Source organism: Polaribacter sp. Hel1_33_96 (assembly GCF_002846595.1).
In the GTDB taxonomy this organism is placed as follows: domain Bacteria; phylum Bacteroidota; class Bacteroidia; order Flavobacteriales; family Flavobacteriaceae; genus Polaribacter.
In genome coordinates this window covers 2,189,380-2,204,654 of sequence record NZ_PJMV01000001.1, presented here as the reverse complement: position 1 = coordinate 2,204,654, position 15,275 = coordinate 2,189,380, and the positions used below count along the sequence as shown (strand labels likewise).

At 30.7% G+C, this 15,275-nt stretch carries 13 protein-coding genes; 3 read left to right on the top strand and 10 right to left on the bottom strand.

What is annotated here, in order from left to right:
- Position 1: 1 nt before the first annotated feature.
- From ATE90_RS09570 to ATE90_RS09555, 4 genes are all read right to left on the bottom strand, one after another.
- On the bottom strand, positions 2-277 hold the full coding sequence (locus ATE90_RS09570; RefSeq protein WP_036787253.1) for an ATP-dependent Clp protease adaptor ClpS: 276 nt from the start codon (positions 275-277) through the stop codon (positions 2-4).
- A gap of 9 nt (positions 278-286) precedes the next feature.
- Entirely contained in the window at positions 287-1,123 is an 837-nt protein-coding gene (prmA, locus tag ATE90_RS09565) for a 50S ribosomal protein L11 methyltransferase (protein WP_036787252.1), read from the bottom strand.
- Positions 1,124-1,199: 76 nt separating this feature from the next.
- The gene (gene tpiA / locus ATE90_RS09560; RefSeq protein WP_036787250.1) at positions 1,200-1,958 is read right to left on the bottom strand and encodes a triose-phosphate isomerase; all 759 of its coding nucleotides are present in this window, start codon (positions 1,956-1,958) and stop codon (positions 1,200-1,202) included.
- 114 nt (positions 1,959-2,072) lie between these two features.
- Positions 2,073-2,567: a TlpA family protein disulfide reductase gene (locus ATE90_RS09555; protein WP_101451333.1), complete on the bottom strand. Its 495-nt coding sequence runs from the start codon at positions 2,565-2,567 to the stop codon at positions 2,073-2,075.
- Positions 2,568-2,650: 83 nt separating this feature from the next.
- On the opposite strand from ATE90_RS09555, the gene pyrF reads away from it, so the two are divergent.
- Positions 2,651-3,472, top strand: a complete 822-nt coding sequence (pyrF, locus tag ATE90_RS09550; protein ID WP_036787246.1) for an orotidine-5'-phosphate decarboxylase — start codon at positions 2,651-2,653, stop codon at positions 3,470-3,472.
- Positions 3,473-3,880: 408 nt separating this feature from the next.
- On the opposite strand, the gene ATE90_RS09540 is transcribed toward pyrF, so the two are convergent.
- The 6 genes from ATE90_RS09540 to ATE90_RS09520 form a co-directional block, all read right to left on the bottom strand.
- Positions 3,881-5,500 carry a family 16 glycosylhydrolase gene (locus ATE90_RS09540; protein ID WP_036787244.1) on the bottom strand — a complete coding sequence of 540 codons (1,620 nt, stop codon included), beginning with the start codon at positions 5,498-5,500 and terminating at the stop codon, positions 3,881-3,883.
- A gap of 140 nt (positions 5,501-5,640) precedes the next feature.
- Positions 5,641-6,354: a DUF4197 domain-containing protein gene (locus ATE90_RS09535; protein ID WP_036787242.1), complete on the bottom strand. Its 714-nt coding sequence runs from the start codon at positions 6,352-6,354 to the stop codon at positions 5,641-5,643.
- Between the two features lie 57 nt (positions 6,355-6,411).
- Positions 6,412-6,576, bottom strand: coding sequence for a DUF5522 domain-containing protein (locus ATE90_RS13575; RefSeq protein WP_162178851.1), 165 nt, complete (start codon positions 6,574-6,576; stop codon positions 6,412-6,414).
- Between the two features lie 28 nt (positions 6,577-6,604).
- Complete coding sequence (locus ATE90_RS09530; protein WP_081958183.1) at positions 6,605-8,047, bottom strand: flavin-containing monooxygenase; 1,443 nt, start codon at positions 8,045-8,047, stop codon at positions 6,605-6,607.
- Between the two features lie 218 nt (positions 8,048-8,265).
- A complete protein-coding gene (locus tag ATE90_RS09525) occupies positions 8,266-10,086 on the bottom strand; it encodes a Xaa-Pro dipeptidyl-peptidase (protein ID WP_036787240.1) in 1,821 nt (606 codons plus the stop codon).
- A gap of 43 nt (positions 10,087-10,129) precedes the next feature.
- Positions 10,130-12,046: a CocE/NonD family hydrolase gene (locus tag ATE90_RS09520; protein ID WP_101451332.1), complete on the bottom strand. Its 1,917-nt coding sequence runs from the start codon at positions 12,044-12,046 to the stop codon at positions 10,130-10,132.
- 113 nt (positions 12,047-12,159) lie between these two features.
- On the opposite strand from ATE90_RS09520, the gene ATE90_RS09515 reads away from it, so the two are divergent.
- Both ATE90_RS09515 and ATE90_RS09510 read left to right on the top strand, forming a co-directional pair.
- Entirely contained in the window at positions 12,160-12,906 is a 747-nt protein-coding gene (locus tag ATE90_RS09515) for a DJ-1/PfpI family protein (protein ID WP_036787236.1), read from the top strand.
- 188 nt (positions 12,907-13,094) lie between these two features.
- Positions 13,095-15,059, top strand: a complete 1,965-nt coding sequence (locus tag ATE90_RS09510; protein WP_036787234.1) for a YgiQ family radical SAM protein — start codon at positions 13,095-13,097, stop codon at positions 15,057-15,059.
- Positions 15,060-15,275: the final 216 nt, after the last annotated feature.

Below are 15,275 nucleotides of genomic sequence, written 5' to 3'. Positions count from 1 at the left end.
ATTATACGAGTTCTGCAGATAAGCCTAAATGTAATAATTTAGAACATCGAGGCTCTAAATCTTTATAGGTTCCAGATTTAACTGTGCACTTTCCTTTATAGTGGACTAACATAGTGCATTGTTCAGCTTGCTCTAAAGTATGTTCACAAACGCTAATTAAAGCCTCTATCACAAAATCAAAAGTATTTACTTCGTCATTATGAAGTACTATTTCATGTTGATGTGCTTTTTGCTCTAATACGTCAACTTCTTCTTTAATTTTCTCTTTAGTACTCATTTTACAAAATTACAATTTATTGTATTTTAATGCAACCCAATTATTTCGTTGTATAAAATTTTCTAATTTTAAATTATATTTAGAAACCTCAGCATCAATAATCGGAATATCTTCTTCATAAAATCCACTTAATAAAAGTATACCTTTTTCCTTTAAACAGTTTGCGTACACTTTCATATCCATCAATAAAATATTTCTATTGATATTAGCAATAATAAGATCGTACTTTTTATTGATTAAAAGGGATGAATCTCCTTCAAAAACGGAAATATGATGACAATTATTTCGGGTAACATTTTCTATAGAATTTTCATAACACCAATTATCAATATCAATAGCATCAATTGGTTTCGCACCTTTCATTTCAGCAAAAATGGCTAATATTCCAGTTCCACATCCCATGTCTAAAGTTTGCTTATTGTTTAAATCTAATTGTAATAGATGTTGAACCATCATGTGCGTAGTTTCATGATGTCCCGTACCAAAACTCATTTTTGGTTCAATAACAATATCGTACTTTAAATTAGAATTTTCATGAAAAGGAGCTCTTATACTCACTATTTCATCCACTTCAATAGGTGTAAAATTCTTTTCCCATTCTGCATTCCAATTTGTTTGTTCAACTTCGTTCTGATTATATTCAATTGAAAATTCATCAGAGTTTAAAACAAAAATAGTATCCAGAATATTTGAATTCCATTCTTCTTTTTGGATATACGCGGTTACTCCGTCTTCATTTTCAACAAAACTCTCAAAACCAACAGCACCTAATTCTGCAATTAAAATTTCTGCTGCGGGCTCTTTTGGAATTACCTTAAAATTATATTCTATATAAATATTGTCCATAAATGTATCGTAAAAAAAATGCACCAAGATTTAAATCCTGATGCAAATTTATTGTAAATATCTTTAAATACGAGATTTAAATAGCTTTAATAATTCCGGTAAAATCATCTACATTTAAAGCGGCTCCTCCAATTAAACCACCATCTACATCTGGCTTAGAGAATATTTCTTCTGCATTGGCAGGTTTTACACTTCCTCCATATAAAATAGAAACTTCATCAGCCACTTCTTTATTGTATTTTTTTTCTATAATGCTTCTAATAAATGCATGCATTTCTTGCGCTTGTTCTGCACTTGCCGTTTCTCCGGTTCCAATTGCCCAAACAGGTTCGTAAGCTAAAATAATACTTTTCCAAGCACCCGCTTCTAAATGAAATAGTGCATTTTTTAATTGACTTTCTACAACTGCAAAATGATTTTCAGATTTTCTATCTTCTAATAATTCTCCAAAACAAAAAATAGTTTCTAATTCATTTTCTATAATAGCATCTACTTTTTTAGCTAAACTTTCATCCGTTTCATTAAAATAGGTTCTTCTTTCTGAGTGACCTAAAATAACCGTTTTAATTCCGATTGCTTTTAACATGTCCGCAGAAATTTCGCCAGTATAAGCTCCATTTTTAGCCTGATGCATATTTTGGGCAACTACTTCAATTTTAGAATATTTTGCTGCTTTTAAAGATGAAGATAAATTCACAAAAGTAGGAGCAACAATTACACGAGTATTTTCTAACTTCTCTTTTTTGATAGATTTTTTCAAATCTTTGATTAGTTGTTTACTCTCCTTTTTATTATTGTTCATTTTCCAGTTTCCTGCTACTATTTTTGTTCTCATAATTCTAATTTTAGTACTTAAAATATTGGTGTTATTTTAGCTTTAATTTTGATGTAAATTTAAGAAATGGAAAGGCAAAAATCATGCAGAAAAAGAAATAGTTACTAAAACGATTTATTTGATTTTTTTTAACGCTTCTTTTATCTCTTTGTCTGCTGCATTTGTAGCTTTAAATAAAGTTATTTCTCCAGATTCATTGATAACCATATATCTTGGAATCCAATTTAAATTGATGAAATCTACGAATTCACCATCTTTCATTCCTTCTGGTAAATTATAGTGTTCTCCTTTTAAATTGTATCTATTAATGGCTCTTTTCCAAGAAGGATTGCTTCTATCAACAGATAAAAACAAAAAAACTACATCAGGAAATTCCTTTTGTAATTTTTTTATTTTTGGCACGCCCACAATGCAATCTTTGCACCAAGAGGCCCAAACATCTATCAAGATTTTTTTTCCTTTATGATTATATAAAACTTCTCTTAACGTTATTTTAGAATCGTCTAGACCAATCAACATTTCCTTATAGGTCTCAGTAGAAAACTGTGTAGGCTTTTCTGAATTACAACTAATAAAAATGACAATCAATAAAAGAAATAATTTTTTCATAGAAAAAGGTTAATTAAAAAGGAAATAACTTACAAATGTTAAAAGTTAAAAATAGTACTTTTGTTTAACTTTAAGCAAAAGTAATGACAACGCAACAACTTGTATCACAAATAAAACAAAAAAAATCTTTTTTATGTATAGGTTTAGATGTAGATCTTGATAAAATTCCCAGGCATTTATTAAAATTAGAAGATCCAATTTTTGAATTTAACAAAGCCATTATTGATGCAACGCACCATTTGTGTGTTGCCTACAAACCAAATACTGCTTTTTATGAGGCCTATGGCATTAAAGGTTGGCAAGCGCTAGAAAAAACAATTTCTTACATCAATAACAAATATCCAGAAATTTTTACAATTGCAGATGCAAAAAGAGGAGATATTGGCAATACATCAACAATGTATGCGAAGGCTTTTTTGCACGATTTGGCTTTTGATTCGGTTACCGTAGCGCCTTATATGGGTAAAGATTCTGTTGAACCCTTTTTGGCTTTTAAAGATAAGCACACTATTATGTTGGCATTAACTTCTAACGAAGGTGCTTTTGATTTTCAGACCTTGAGCGTCAACAACCAGGAATTGTATAAAAAAGTTTTACAAGTGTCAAAGTCTTGGAAAAATTCAGAAAACTTAATGTATGTTGTTGGGGCTACAAAAGCTGAATATTTTAAAGAAATTAGAAAAATAGTTCCGGATTCTTTTTTGTTAGTTCCTGGAGTGGGAGCACAAGGAGGAAACTTGCAGGATGTTTGTAAATATGGATTATCAGAAAATATTGGTTTGTTAATCAATTCGTCAAGAGGAATAATTTATGCTTCAAATTCTACAGATTTTGCTCAAGTGGCTGCTCTAAAAGCGAGAGAGCTACAAACAGAAATGAGCGTTATCCTAGAAAATAGATTCTAAATATCTTTTTTTGAAAAAGGATATTTAGAACCAAATGAAAGAAATTTGGTATACACAATTGTTGCTTTCTGTTTTAGGATTTAAATATTTTAAAAGGGATGTGAATGCTGTCAAAACAAATAATGATTAAGGATTCTTCCGAATGCTTTATATTCTAAGCTCTCTTTGGAAATGCCGAATTTGATTAATTTTTTCGAGTGACTTCATGACTTTAAAAGCAGCTATATCACTCATTAATTCATCTACAAATCTTTAGATAACTATTAGATTTTTCAATGAACGATATACCTTCTCTTTAGATGTTACTTGCAATTATTCAACTGTTTTAAGCGGTACATAAATTTTTGATGAATACTTAAACGTATAAAAAAATTATTTTAAACATTCTGACTTACAATATTGTTGAAATTATTTTTTAACAATCTTATGAGTTGATGTTCCTTTTGTAGATTCTAGTTTTAAGAAATAAATACCTTTTGATAAATCAGCGGTTTCTATCGTTTTCTTTGAACTATTTTGAACAAATGTTTGAATTTTTTGACCTGTTAAAGAATAAATAGTTCCTTTAATTTTACCAAGATCTGAAGAAAATTGAATGTTTAATTTATCATTTACAGGATTAGGGAAAAGTTTTATGTCTAACAAGTTATTAATTTCAGAGACAGATGCTACAGATTCTTGATATACTCTAACATAGTCAATTTCCATTGCGCTTTCTGTAAAATTTGATGCTATGTTTGGTAAAATAGCAACATTAAATAATAAATATTGAGGCGCATTATAAGGCCAGTTTTGAATGTTTTTATCTTCTGGATTATATACATAATGAACGATGCCATCTACACTAAAAGTCATTTTATTAGAATTCCAATCTAGAGTATAAATATGAAATTCTGTGGATGCATTATTAATTTTTCTTCCTCCTTTATTCACAGTGCCTCCAAAGCTAGATCTATTATGCATAGCACTTTGTACAAAGTCTTGATTGTTACCCCAATGCTCAATAATATCTATTTCTCCACAATCTGGCCAACCGGTTGATCCATGAGTAGCCGCCCAATAACCTCCAGTTTCTGTAATGTTTTGACCTAACATCCAAAGAGCAGGGAAAGTACCAACTCCAAAAGGCATTTTTGCTCTAATTTCAATTTTACCATAGGTAAAAGCAAATTTAGAATTCAATCTTGCAGATGTATATTGTTTGGTAACTCCGTAACTATTGAATGCCTCTTTTTTAGCTACAATTTTTAAAGCTCCATTGACCATAAAAGAATTCTCATTTCTATCCGTGTAATGCTGAATTTCGCCATTCGCCCAATCTTGACCATTTATAATGGGTCTTGTTTGTTTAAACCATTTACCAGCATCAATAGGACCTGTACCATTAAATTCATCAGACCAAACTAAATTGTCAAAAACGGGGTCTTCACCGCTGTTATTATTACTGTCAGTGATGGTACCGTCATATAAAAAATCATCAATGTATGCTGTTACTTTAGCATTATTGTCTTCACCGTTAATTTGTATTAAAACTCTATTAAAGTCTTTTCTATTTATAGGGTCAGCCGAGTTCTCATTGTATTTTAAAAAAGTATCATTTTTAAAATCGAATGCAATCGTTTGCCATTGATCTAAAATAATCGGCTTTATAATTTCCGTTTGAGTAGTCCATTTTTCACCTAAAGTATTGTCTTGTAACTTTAAAGATATTTGGTTGTTTTCATTTTGGGTGAGACTAGCTGACGGAACATATATTTTTAGAGTAAAAGTTTGATATGCAGATAAGTCAAATGTATTGGAAGTGTCAAAAAATATATTTGCATATTGGCCTCCATCATCTTTATATTCTAGAACCGTATTAGAAGTATTTATACTTTCTTTATAAGGATTTGCAAAGGATGTATTCATTACTGATTCATCGGTAGCCCAAGTAGAAATTGTTCCATTCCCTTCAAAATCATCTTCTACAGTTTGTCCATTAGAAAATAAGGTAATTGATAAAAATAATATGGTAAATAAGTACTTCATAAATTAATTTTTTTCAAAACTAATTTATTTCCTAGTACTTAACAAACTAAATGACCATACAAAAGCCATACATGCTAAATAAGAAAACCTCTGTTGTTTAAATGCACAGAGGTTTTATAACTATTTTTTTTTTTTACAATTTATATTTTATCTTGTAATGCAAAAACTTGCTTTAGCAAAGCTGTGTTGCGTAATCCCGCTTTTTCACGAATTCCTTTTTCCTCAACTTCAATCATTGTGTATACACCTTGCAATGCTTGTTTTGTTACATACCCTGTTAAATCTGGGTTTACTTTGTTTACAAAAGGAATTGAGTTGTATTTGTTAATTAAGTTTGCCCAAACTTTATCTGCCCCTACCTTACCAAATGAGTTTTTAATTACTGGTGTAAATTCGCTATACAAAGCAGTTGATGTTTCATTTTTTAAATAGGATGTTGCTGCATTTTGTTCTCCTAAAAGTATATTTTTAGCATCCTTAAAAGACATGTTTTTTATTGCATTTACAAAGATTGGAGTCGCGGTTTTAACAGCATCTTCTGCAGCTCTATTTAATACTTTTATACCTTCATCTGCTAAATTGCTAAGACCTATTTTACGCAAACCTTTATCTACAGCTTTCAATTCTTCTGGCAATAAAATTTTAACTAAATCGTTTCTGTAAAAACCGTCTTTTGAGGTTAATTTGGTAACCTGATTTTTAATTCCATTATCCAAAGCTTGTTTTAAACCATTTCCTATTTGCTCTTGAGATATTCCTCCACCACTATTAGGCAACTGACTTACTACTTTTTGCAATTCTGCGCAACTTGTAAATTGCATTGCAATTACTAACACTAAAATTTTTTTTATCATTTTATTTAATTTTATATTCTTTTACTATGAACCTTTTTAGATAAAAAAGTCACTTAATTATTTAAAAGTATCTGTTTTTTTATCATATCCAAAGGGGCAATGTTTACAACCACTTTTACAGCAATAGCCTCTTTTTAAATGATACTTTTCTGTAAAGACCTTGTAACCTTGTTCATTCAAGTAATAATCGTCTTTTTCTAATTCTATTCTTGGTTTAAACATACTGCAAAAATAAACGATTTAATAAGGATTATCTAAATTGTAATCTTTTATCTTTAACGGAGTCTATTCTTAAAGCTTTAAAGTCTAAAATATAGTTTTGATATAATCTCCAAGGAAATTGATCTCCTTGTTTTGGTAAAATATCTTTCGCTCTATGAATATAACCAGAATCTAAATCGATTAAAGGTAATTCTCCTAGGTTTTCTTCTATAACTTTTGCGTACACCGCGTTATAATTATTTTTATCCAAATACTTTAAAAGTCTTGAAATATATTCACTTGTCAAATCACTTTTTAAAGTCCAAGAGGCGTTTGTATAACCAGCAAAAACCAAAAAATTAGGGAGTTCACTTAACATTAGTCCTTTATAAATAAACTGTTTTGTAATATCGAAAGGGGTATTGTTGAGCGATATTTTAGCTCCACCAAACGGTAGTAGTTTTAAACCAGTTGCACTAATAATAATATCAGCTTCTATAATTTTTCCTGATTTTAAAAGAATTCCATTTTCTATAAAAACATCAATAGAGTCCGTTATTACATCAGCTTTTCCTTTTTTAATAGCTTTAAAAAAATCGCCATCTGGCACTAAGCAAAAACGTTGATCCCAAGGCCTATAATTTGGTGAAAAATGAGGTTCTAATGGGAACTCATTACCTAACTCTTTTTTAATTCCTTTTAAAATGAATTTTTTCATTGTTTTTGGAAACTTTCTGCACAAATTATAGAATAACATATCTGCCAAAATATTTTTTACCCGTACTAAAGTATGTGCAATTTTACTTGGTAATATAAATTTTAGAAACTTTGCAATTTTATCCTTATTTGGTAAAGCAGCAATATACGTTGGTGTTCTTTGCAACATGGTTACTTTAGATACGTCTTCTGCAATCTTTGGAACTATGGTTACAGCGGTTGCTCCACTACCTATCACTACTACTTTTTTATCTTTATAATTTAAATTTGTATTCCATTTTTGAGGATGAATAAATGTTCCTTTAAAATTTTCTAGGCCTTTAAATTCCGGAGTATAACCATGATCATAATTGTAATATCCACTTGCATTAAAAATAAATTGCGAAGAATAATAAGATTCTTCTTGAGTAGTAGGATTTATTACTTTTAGTGTCCATAAATTATCTTTGGTATCAAAATTATAGGAGATTACTTTTTGATGATATACAATTTTATCTTTTACATTAAATTCTTCTGAAGCTTGATTTAAATATCTTAAGATTGAAGGAGCGTCTGCAAAAGATTTATCATCATCCCAAGTTTTAAAAGAATAACCAAAAGTATACATATCTGAATCAGAGCGAATTCCTGGGTATTTAAATAAACTCCAAGTTCCACCTAGTTCTTCTCTAGCTTCTAAAATTAAATATTTTTTATTTTTATTTTTTCTTTCTAAATGACAAGCTGCTCCAATTCCTGATAAACCTGCTCCAATAATTATAATATCTTGCTTCATCAATTTATAATATTTCTCAATTAGTTCTTATTTGCATTCTATTAAAAAAGGAAAATAGTTTTCTCTTGAAAAAATAGACCGATGCTTTTGAAGCTGATCTTTATTTTTACCATCAAAAAAGATGAGTGAAATTCAATTTTCCAATTTATACTCTCTTAAATTCTAAATTTAAGACCATAAAAAAATCTAGAAAATACAGATTAAAATTAAATTTATTTTTAGTCAATTGCTTTTTTAAAGGCATCTTTACCTCCCACAATTGGAATTGTAATTGTAGTTCCTTTTAAATCAACTGTTAATTCAGTTCCTGGCTCTGGCAACAAGGTGTAATTATTATCACTAGAAAAAATCATTAAACCAATTTGTTGTCCTTTTTTTATAATTTGATCATCAGGTTGAAAATCGAAAGTCATTTTATAAAACTTACCAGGTTTCAATGGTTTGCTTTCTGTTAGCGATTTGTGATTTTGTAAATCTGCCCAACCCCGGGTAATAATATTATCGGTTATTTTTACTATTCTATCCTTATTCCATGGCAAAGAAACTAAATAAACAGATAAATTTACAGCAGCTTTAGAACTTGCTGCTTTAATTGTTATTGATGATAAACCAGAGATATGAATATTTTCTTTTAAAATTGGGGTAACATATAACAAACGATGATTTGTGTAACCTGCTTGTGCCAAAGTTTCTGCGGAAAAAGAATAATTATCTACCAAAGTTTCTTTGGCTTTCGATGATGATTTATTTAGGGATAAACCTCCAACTTTAGGAGCTCCGCCATTTAAATAAAAAGTAACAGCTTCTGCTTCTGGGTTTGGATAATTTTTATAAGAAGTTGGCTCATTTTTTTTATCATTTTCTCTTACAATCCAAGCTTTTGCATCATTCTCAACGTTGTTTTCAACTCCATGTAAATAACGAGTAAACCAACGATTCATCATTTTCATCGGTGGTGGACCTCCATGACCATTTTGATGGTAAAAAATTTGAGTTTGTAAGCCCATTTCCGAAGCTTTTTTATATATTCTATAACTATGCTCAGGCATTACATTCCAATCATTAAAACCATGAGACATTAATAATGCAGCTTTCATTGGTTTCATTTGATTTAGATAATCACGTCCAGCCCAAAAGTCATTATAATCTCCAGAGGCTCTGTCCATACCATTTGCCATTTCAGTGTCTCTCACAACTTTATTATTTCGTGCTCTATTTTCTTCTTTTCCACTATGAATAAAATCGTATAACACATCTATATCTTCACCTAAATAACCTCCAGGAGAACGTACCAAACCATTTGAGCGATAATAATGATAATAAGAAGTATTTGGGGCAATTGGAATAATTGCTTCTAAACCTTCTACACCAGTTGTTGCAGCTGCTAAAGGAATTGTTCCATTGTAAGAAGTTCCTGTCATTCCTACTTTACCTGTAGACCAAAATGCTTTCACTTCTTCACTTCCTTCTCTAGAAATAAACCCTTTTGCACGACCATTTAACCAGTCTATAACTGCTTTTGGTGCTAAAGATTCATTATCTCCACCAACAGTTGGTGCACCATCAGATAATCCAGTTCCTGGAGAAGAAGAATGCACAACAATATAACCTCTTGGCACCCAGGTTTTAATATGAGAATTTGAAATAATTGGTCTTTTTCCTCTTCTTGTAACTTCTGGATGAACAATATCTGCTACTTTTTCTCCAAGTTCATGTTTTACATTCCAAAAAGCTCCTTCTGTATCTGGTGCAACACCAGCAAAATAAGGGCTAGAGATATATACAATAGGTAACTTTAAACCTTCGCTTTCAGTTTGCGCAGGTCTTGATACATCTACATGCATTCTGTCTAATCTTCCATCTCCGTCCGTATCAAATGAGGTTTCTACCCATAAATCATGACGTAACCAATCTTTTGGATTTTTAAATGCTTCTACTATTTGTGCTTCTCCATCTTTAAAAACGGGTACTGCTTTTTCTTGAGACTGTATTGAATAGGTAATAAGAAAAAGGAATAGGAATTGAATTTTAATTTTCATGAGTATATGTTTTTAAAATCTAGTAGTTGTATAATTAAACTCGTTATTTCAATACTGAAAACTCAATGCTAGAATCAGTAAAAACAGTATGTGTTTGTGTTTTAAAATCTTTCTCATCAGCTTTATATATATTGTCTACATAAGTTTGAGGATTCAAATCTATTAAAGGGAACCAAGTACTCTGCACTTGTATTTGTAATTTATGTCCTTTTTTAAAGGTGTGAAAAACATCTTGTAATTTTATATTAACATCCGTTTTTTTGTTTGGTGTAAATGGTTCTGGAAATTCAAAACTATTTCTAAAACGACCGCGTAAAACTTCACTTCTAACCATTAAATGATAATTACTCATTTTTAAATGATCTTGTAAACCTTCATTATCTTCGGCCAAATCTGAAGGATGCACGTCAATTACTTTTACAATCCAATCTGCTGCGGTTCCGGTAGTTGCGACTTTAAGTTTTGCTAAAATATCTCCAGCTAACGATAAATTTTCGGTTAAAACATCCGTTTCAAAAACCAGAACATCTGGTCTTCTTGCGGCAAAACGTTGGTCATCTGTCATATATTTTCTTGGCGTAAAAACGGTTTTGATATCTTCGGAATATGGAATAGGTCTTTTAATATCACTTATAAATTTAATTTCTTTTGATGCTTTTTTAGTAATAGTCAATTCTTGATTTTCTGATAAAAACCAATCTTCTTTGATTACATTTTTTGGAGGCCAAGCATCATAAGTTTTCCATTCTTTTTTACCAGAATCAAAAACATAGGCTTCAGGTAAACCTGAATTTTTATCCCCTTTTCCTTTTAAGAAATGATTAAAGAATTTTGTTTCAATTTCTTTCTGAAATTTTAATGAAATAGAATCTCCAAAATAATAATTTCCTACAGAATTTTTAACCCTAGAACTTGCCCATTTTCCATGGTCCCAAGGTCCAAAAACAAGTGTATTGTAATTTTCTATTCCATTTTTTTCAATTCCTTTGTAGGTTTCTAAAGGCCCATATAAATCTTCAGCATCAAACCAACCACCAACAATCATCGTTGCCACAGTAGACGGAACTTTATTCATATGCTGTATAATTCCTTTACTTTTCCACACAGAATCATAATTAGGATGTTCTACAATTTCTTTCCAGAAAAAATCATCAATTTTATCTTTATTTTCGGCAGTTTTCGCATCTAATTTATCATATTGAAAATATTCATTCAAGTTTTTTAAAGGACCTTTGTCTAGAAAAAATTGATATTGATCTTGCGAATTCATTTTTGGAAAAGAATACCAAGCAGAATTTGTAGGTGCATCTTTGTAAGTTCCAAATAAAGAAATTGCTCTAAAATAACTTAATAGAAATGCGCCATTATGATGAAAATCATCAAAGAAAAAATCCCCAATACAAGCTTGTGGAGAAGCTGCTTTTAAAGCCGGATGTGCATCAATGGCAGAAATAGTGGCATAATGTCCGGGATAAGAAATTCCCCAGGTTCCAACATTTCCATTATTGTATTCAACGTTTTTTACAAGCCAATCAATCGTATCAAACGTATCAGAGACTTCGTCAGATTGGTTTGCTGTTTTATTTGGAATGTAAGCACGCATATTATCATAAACCCCTTCGCTCATCCAACGACCGCGAACATCTTGATACACTACAATATTTCCTTCTTTCATTAAATGAATATTCGGGCTAATTTTAGTTTTCATTTTACCTGCTCCATATGGCGCAGAACTGTATGGAGTTCTTTGCATTAAAATAGGATATTTTTTACTGTTGTCTTTTGGAGTGTAAATGGTTGTGTGGAGTTTAGTTCCATCTCTCATTGCAATGTCAACTTCTTGCTTTGTGTAGTTGTCCAGAACATAAGTGTCTTTTTTAAGTGTTCTTTCTTGTGATGATTTATCACAATTTGTGATTAGAAAAAAACTAAATATTGCAAGAATAATATATCTACGCATGGGGAAATTATTTTAAATTATTGCTAAAGCTACAAAACAAAAAAAGAATTATTAAATAAATGAACTGTTAAAATGATTTTAGATACTTTTATCATGGATTAAAAATTCATAAAATGAAAAGATTATTTTTCCCTTTGTTGCTGATTATAATACTAAGTTGTCAATCTAATAGTATAAACAAGAAAAATCCAATTAAGGAAGAAGTATCTCAAAAAAAAACGTTTCTAAAGTTAGAAAAAGAAAGATATAACGTTGCTTTTTTAATTATGGATGGAACTTTTAATACAGAGTTAACTGCCCCTTTTGATATTTTTCAACATACAATTTTTAGAAAAAATATTAAAGCAATGAATGTATTTACAGTTGCAAATACAGATCAAGCTATTACCACTTTTGAAGGTATGAGAATTATGCCAGATTATAATTACCTTAAAGATTCGTTACCAAAAATTGATATTTTTGTAGTGCCTTCTGCAGAACATCATTTAAATTCTGATTTAGAAGATATAGCTATGATTGATTTTGTGAAGCAAGTTGATAAAGAAGCTACTTACGTTACCTCTCATTGTGATGGTGCTTTTGTATTGGCAAAAGCAGAATTATTGAAAGGTAAGGTTTCTACTACTTTTCCTTCTGATATTAATACAATGAGAAAAATGTTTCCTGAATTAGATATCAGAAAAGATGTTTTATTTGTGCATGATGGAAAATATATTACTTCAGCTGGAGGTGCAAAATCGTTTGAAGCAGCTTTGTATTTATGCGAATTTTTATACGGTAAAGAGGTTGCAAAGTCTCTAGCTGGTGGTTTAGTAATTGATTGGAATGTAGATACAGTTCCACATTTAGTTGTTAAATAGACATTAAAAATTATGATAATGGCATCAGGATAAAGAAAGCGCTGGTTCTTTTTGATAAGAAAAAACACCGATCTAAAACGTTACTAATAGCTGTTCTTTGCGTAGCATACCTTTGCAGTAAAACCCATCCGTAAATAAATCAACCTATAAACTGCGTCGTCAACTAAAAACCCTTATTTTTGCAAAATATGCAGGAAACAAAAAAACATCAATTAACAGATTGGTTACCAACTACAAACAAGGAAGTTAAAATTCGTGGTTGGGATCAATTGGATGTTATTTTATTTAGTGGAGATGCTTATGTAGATCACCCTTCATTTGGACCAGCTGTAATTGGTAGAATTTTAGAAAGTTATGGTTTGCGCGTAGCAATTGTGCCACAACCAAGTGTAACAGATAATCTTCAAGATTTTGAAAAATTAGGAAAACCTCGTCTGTTCTTTGGAGCAACTGGTGGCTGTATGGACCCTATGGTTAGTAATTATACCGCTAGTAAAAGACGACGAGACAAAGATGCGTATACGCCAAATGGTGATAAAGGGTTTAGACCTGATTATGCAACGTCTGTGTACTCGAAAATTTTAAAAGAAAAATTTCCTGATGTTCCTGTTTTAATAGGCGGAATTGAAGCTTCTCTAAGACGTGTAACGCACTATGATTATTGGTCTGACAAGTTATTACCAACTATTTTAGAAACTTCTAAAGCAGATATGTTGGTGTATGGAATGGGAGAGCAACCTTTGCGTGAAATTGTAGAGTTATTGCAAAAGGGTGTTCCGTTTTCAAGCTTAAAAAATATAAAACAAACGGCTATTTTTATCAATCAAAAGGAGGAAAGTTTACCAGTGGTAAACGATTGGGAAGATGTAACAATCAATTCTCATAAAGCTTGTTTAGCTGATAAAAAAACATTTGCTTCAAATTTTAAAGTGATTGAACAGGAATCTAATAAATTAAAGGCAAGAAGAATTTTACAGGATGTTGAAGGGAAGACATTGGTGATTAATCCACCTTTTCCAACAATGACAGAAAAAGAAATTGATGGTTCCTTTGATTTACCTTTTACGCGTTTACCGCATCCAAAATATGATAAACGTGGACCAATTCCTGCGTTTGAGATGATAAAATTCTCAATCAATATTCATAGAGGATGTTTCGGTGGTTGTAGTTTTTGTACTATTTCTGCCCATCAAGGAAAATTTATTGCGAGTAGAAGTCAAGAATCTGTTTTGAAAGAGATTGATAAAGTGGCAAATATGCCAGATTTTAAAGGTTACTTATCTGATATTGGCGGGCCTTCTGCAAATATGTATCAGATGAAAGGAAAAGTACAATCTATTTGCGATAAATGCGTTGCACCAAGTTGTATTTCGCCAGTAATTTGTTCTAATCTAGATACATCTCATAAACCATTGACGGAATTGTATCAAGCGGTTGATAAACATCCAAAGATTAAAAAATCTTTTATCGGAAGTGGAATTAGACATGATATGTTGGTGCCTGAATTTAATAAAAATGCAGATCCAAAAGAGTTAGATGCGTATACAGAAGAAGTAATGACAAAACACGTTTCTGGACGATTAAAAGTCGCGCCAGAACACACTTCTGATCCGGTTTTAAAGTTAATGCGTAAACCTTCGTTTAAGTATTTCCATATGTTTAAAGAACGTTTTGACAAAATAAATATAAAGAAAAAATTGAATTTACAATTGATTCCGTATTTTATTTCTAGTCATCCAGCCAGCGAAGTAGAAGATATGGCAAATTTAGCTGCAGAAACCAAAGATATGGGCTTTCAGCTTGAACAAGTGCAAGGTTTTACCCCGACGCCAATGACGGTGGCAACTGTAATTTATTATTCTGGATATCATCCTTATACACTAAAACCAACAAAAACTCCAAAATCAAAAAAGGAACGTGAAGATCAACATAAATTTTTCTTTTGGTACAAGAAAGAAAATAAAGATTGGATTCGGAATACTTTAAATAAAGTTGGAAGACAAGATTTATTAAAAGTATTATTACCAGATTCTAATTCTTGGAAAAAGAATAAAACGACTCATAAAGTAGCGCAGCATACTTTCGATGATGCGATTCCTTTTAACAAACGAAAAAAGAAAGTTAGCAGAGCTCCTAAAAAGAAGAGGAGATAGTATTTTTTTTAAGTTGATTACTTTATTAAATTTAGTTCCCAATAATTTATATTTTTTAGAGTTGGTTGATGTTATAAAGATTAAAGTCCACTTTTAAATCTTTCATGCTCTCCTTTAGAAATGGTAAAAATACTTTTTGTTGTAAAATAGTATTGTCATTATAAATAAGCTTGGTTTTATAAGTGTAAGGTCTTATTTCAAAATAGGTATACTTGT

Excerpts from the sequence above, each read along its gene's own strand:
- ATE90_RS09570 (WP_036787253.1), bottom strand. The coding sequence starts at position 277 with ATGAGTACTAAAGAGAAAATTAAAGAAGAAGTTGACGTATTAGAGCAA.
- prmA (WP_036787252.1), bottom strand. The coding sequence starts at position 1,123 with ATGGACAATATTTATATAGAATATAATTTTAAGGTAATTCCAAAAGAG.
- tpiA (WP_036787250.1), bottom strand. The coding sequence starts at position 1,958 with ATGAGAACAAAAATAGTAGCAGGAAACTGGAAAATGAACAATAATAAA.
- ATE90_RS09555 (WP_101451333.1), bottom strand. The coding sequence starts at position 2,567 with ATGAAAAAATTATTTCTTTTATTGATTGTCATTTTTATTAGTTGTAAT.
- pyrF (WP_036787246.1), top strand. The coding sequence starts at position 2,651 with ATGACAACGCAACAACTTGTATCACAAATAAAACAAAAAAAATCTTTT.
- ATE90_RS09540 (WP_036787244.1), bottom strand. The coding sequence starts at position 5,500 with ATGAAGTACTTATTTACCATATTATTTTTATCAATTACCTTATTTTCT.
- ATE90_RS09535 (WP_036787242.1), bottom strand. The coding sequence starts at position 6,354 with ATGATAAAAAAAATTTTAGTGTTAGTAATTGCAATGCAATTTACAAGT.
- ATE90_RS13575 (WP_162178851.1), bottom strand. The coding sequence starts at position 6,576 with ATGTTTAAACCAAGAATAGAATTAGAAAAAGACGATTATTACTTGAAT.
- ATE90_RS09530 (WP_081958183.1), bottom strand. The coding sequence starts at position 8,047 with ATGAAGCAAGATATTATAATTATTGGAGCAGGTTTATCAGGAATTGGA.
- ATE90_RS09525 (WP_036787240.1), bottom strand. The coding sequence starts at position 10,086 with ATGAAAATTAAAATTCAATTCCTATTCCTTTTTCTTATTACCTATTCA.
- ATE90_RS09520 (WP_101451332.1), bottom strand. The coding sequence starts at position 12,046 with ATGCGTAGATATATTATTCTTGCAATATTTAGTTTTTTTCTAATCACA.
- ATE90_RS09515 (WP_036787236.1), top strand. The coding sequence starts at position 12,160 with ATGAAAAGATTATTTTTCCCTTTGTTGCTGATTATAATACTAAGTTGT.
- ATE90_RS09510 (WP_036787234.1), top strand. The coding sequence starts at position 13,095 with ATGCAGGAAACAAAAAAACATCAATTAACAGATTGGTTACCAACTACA.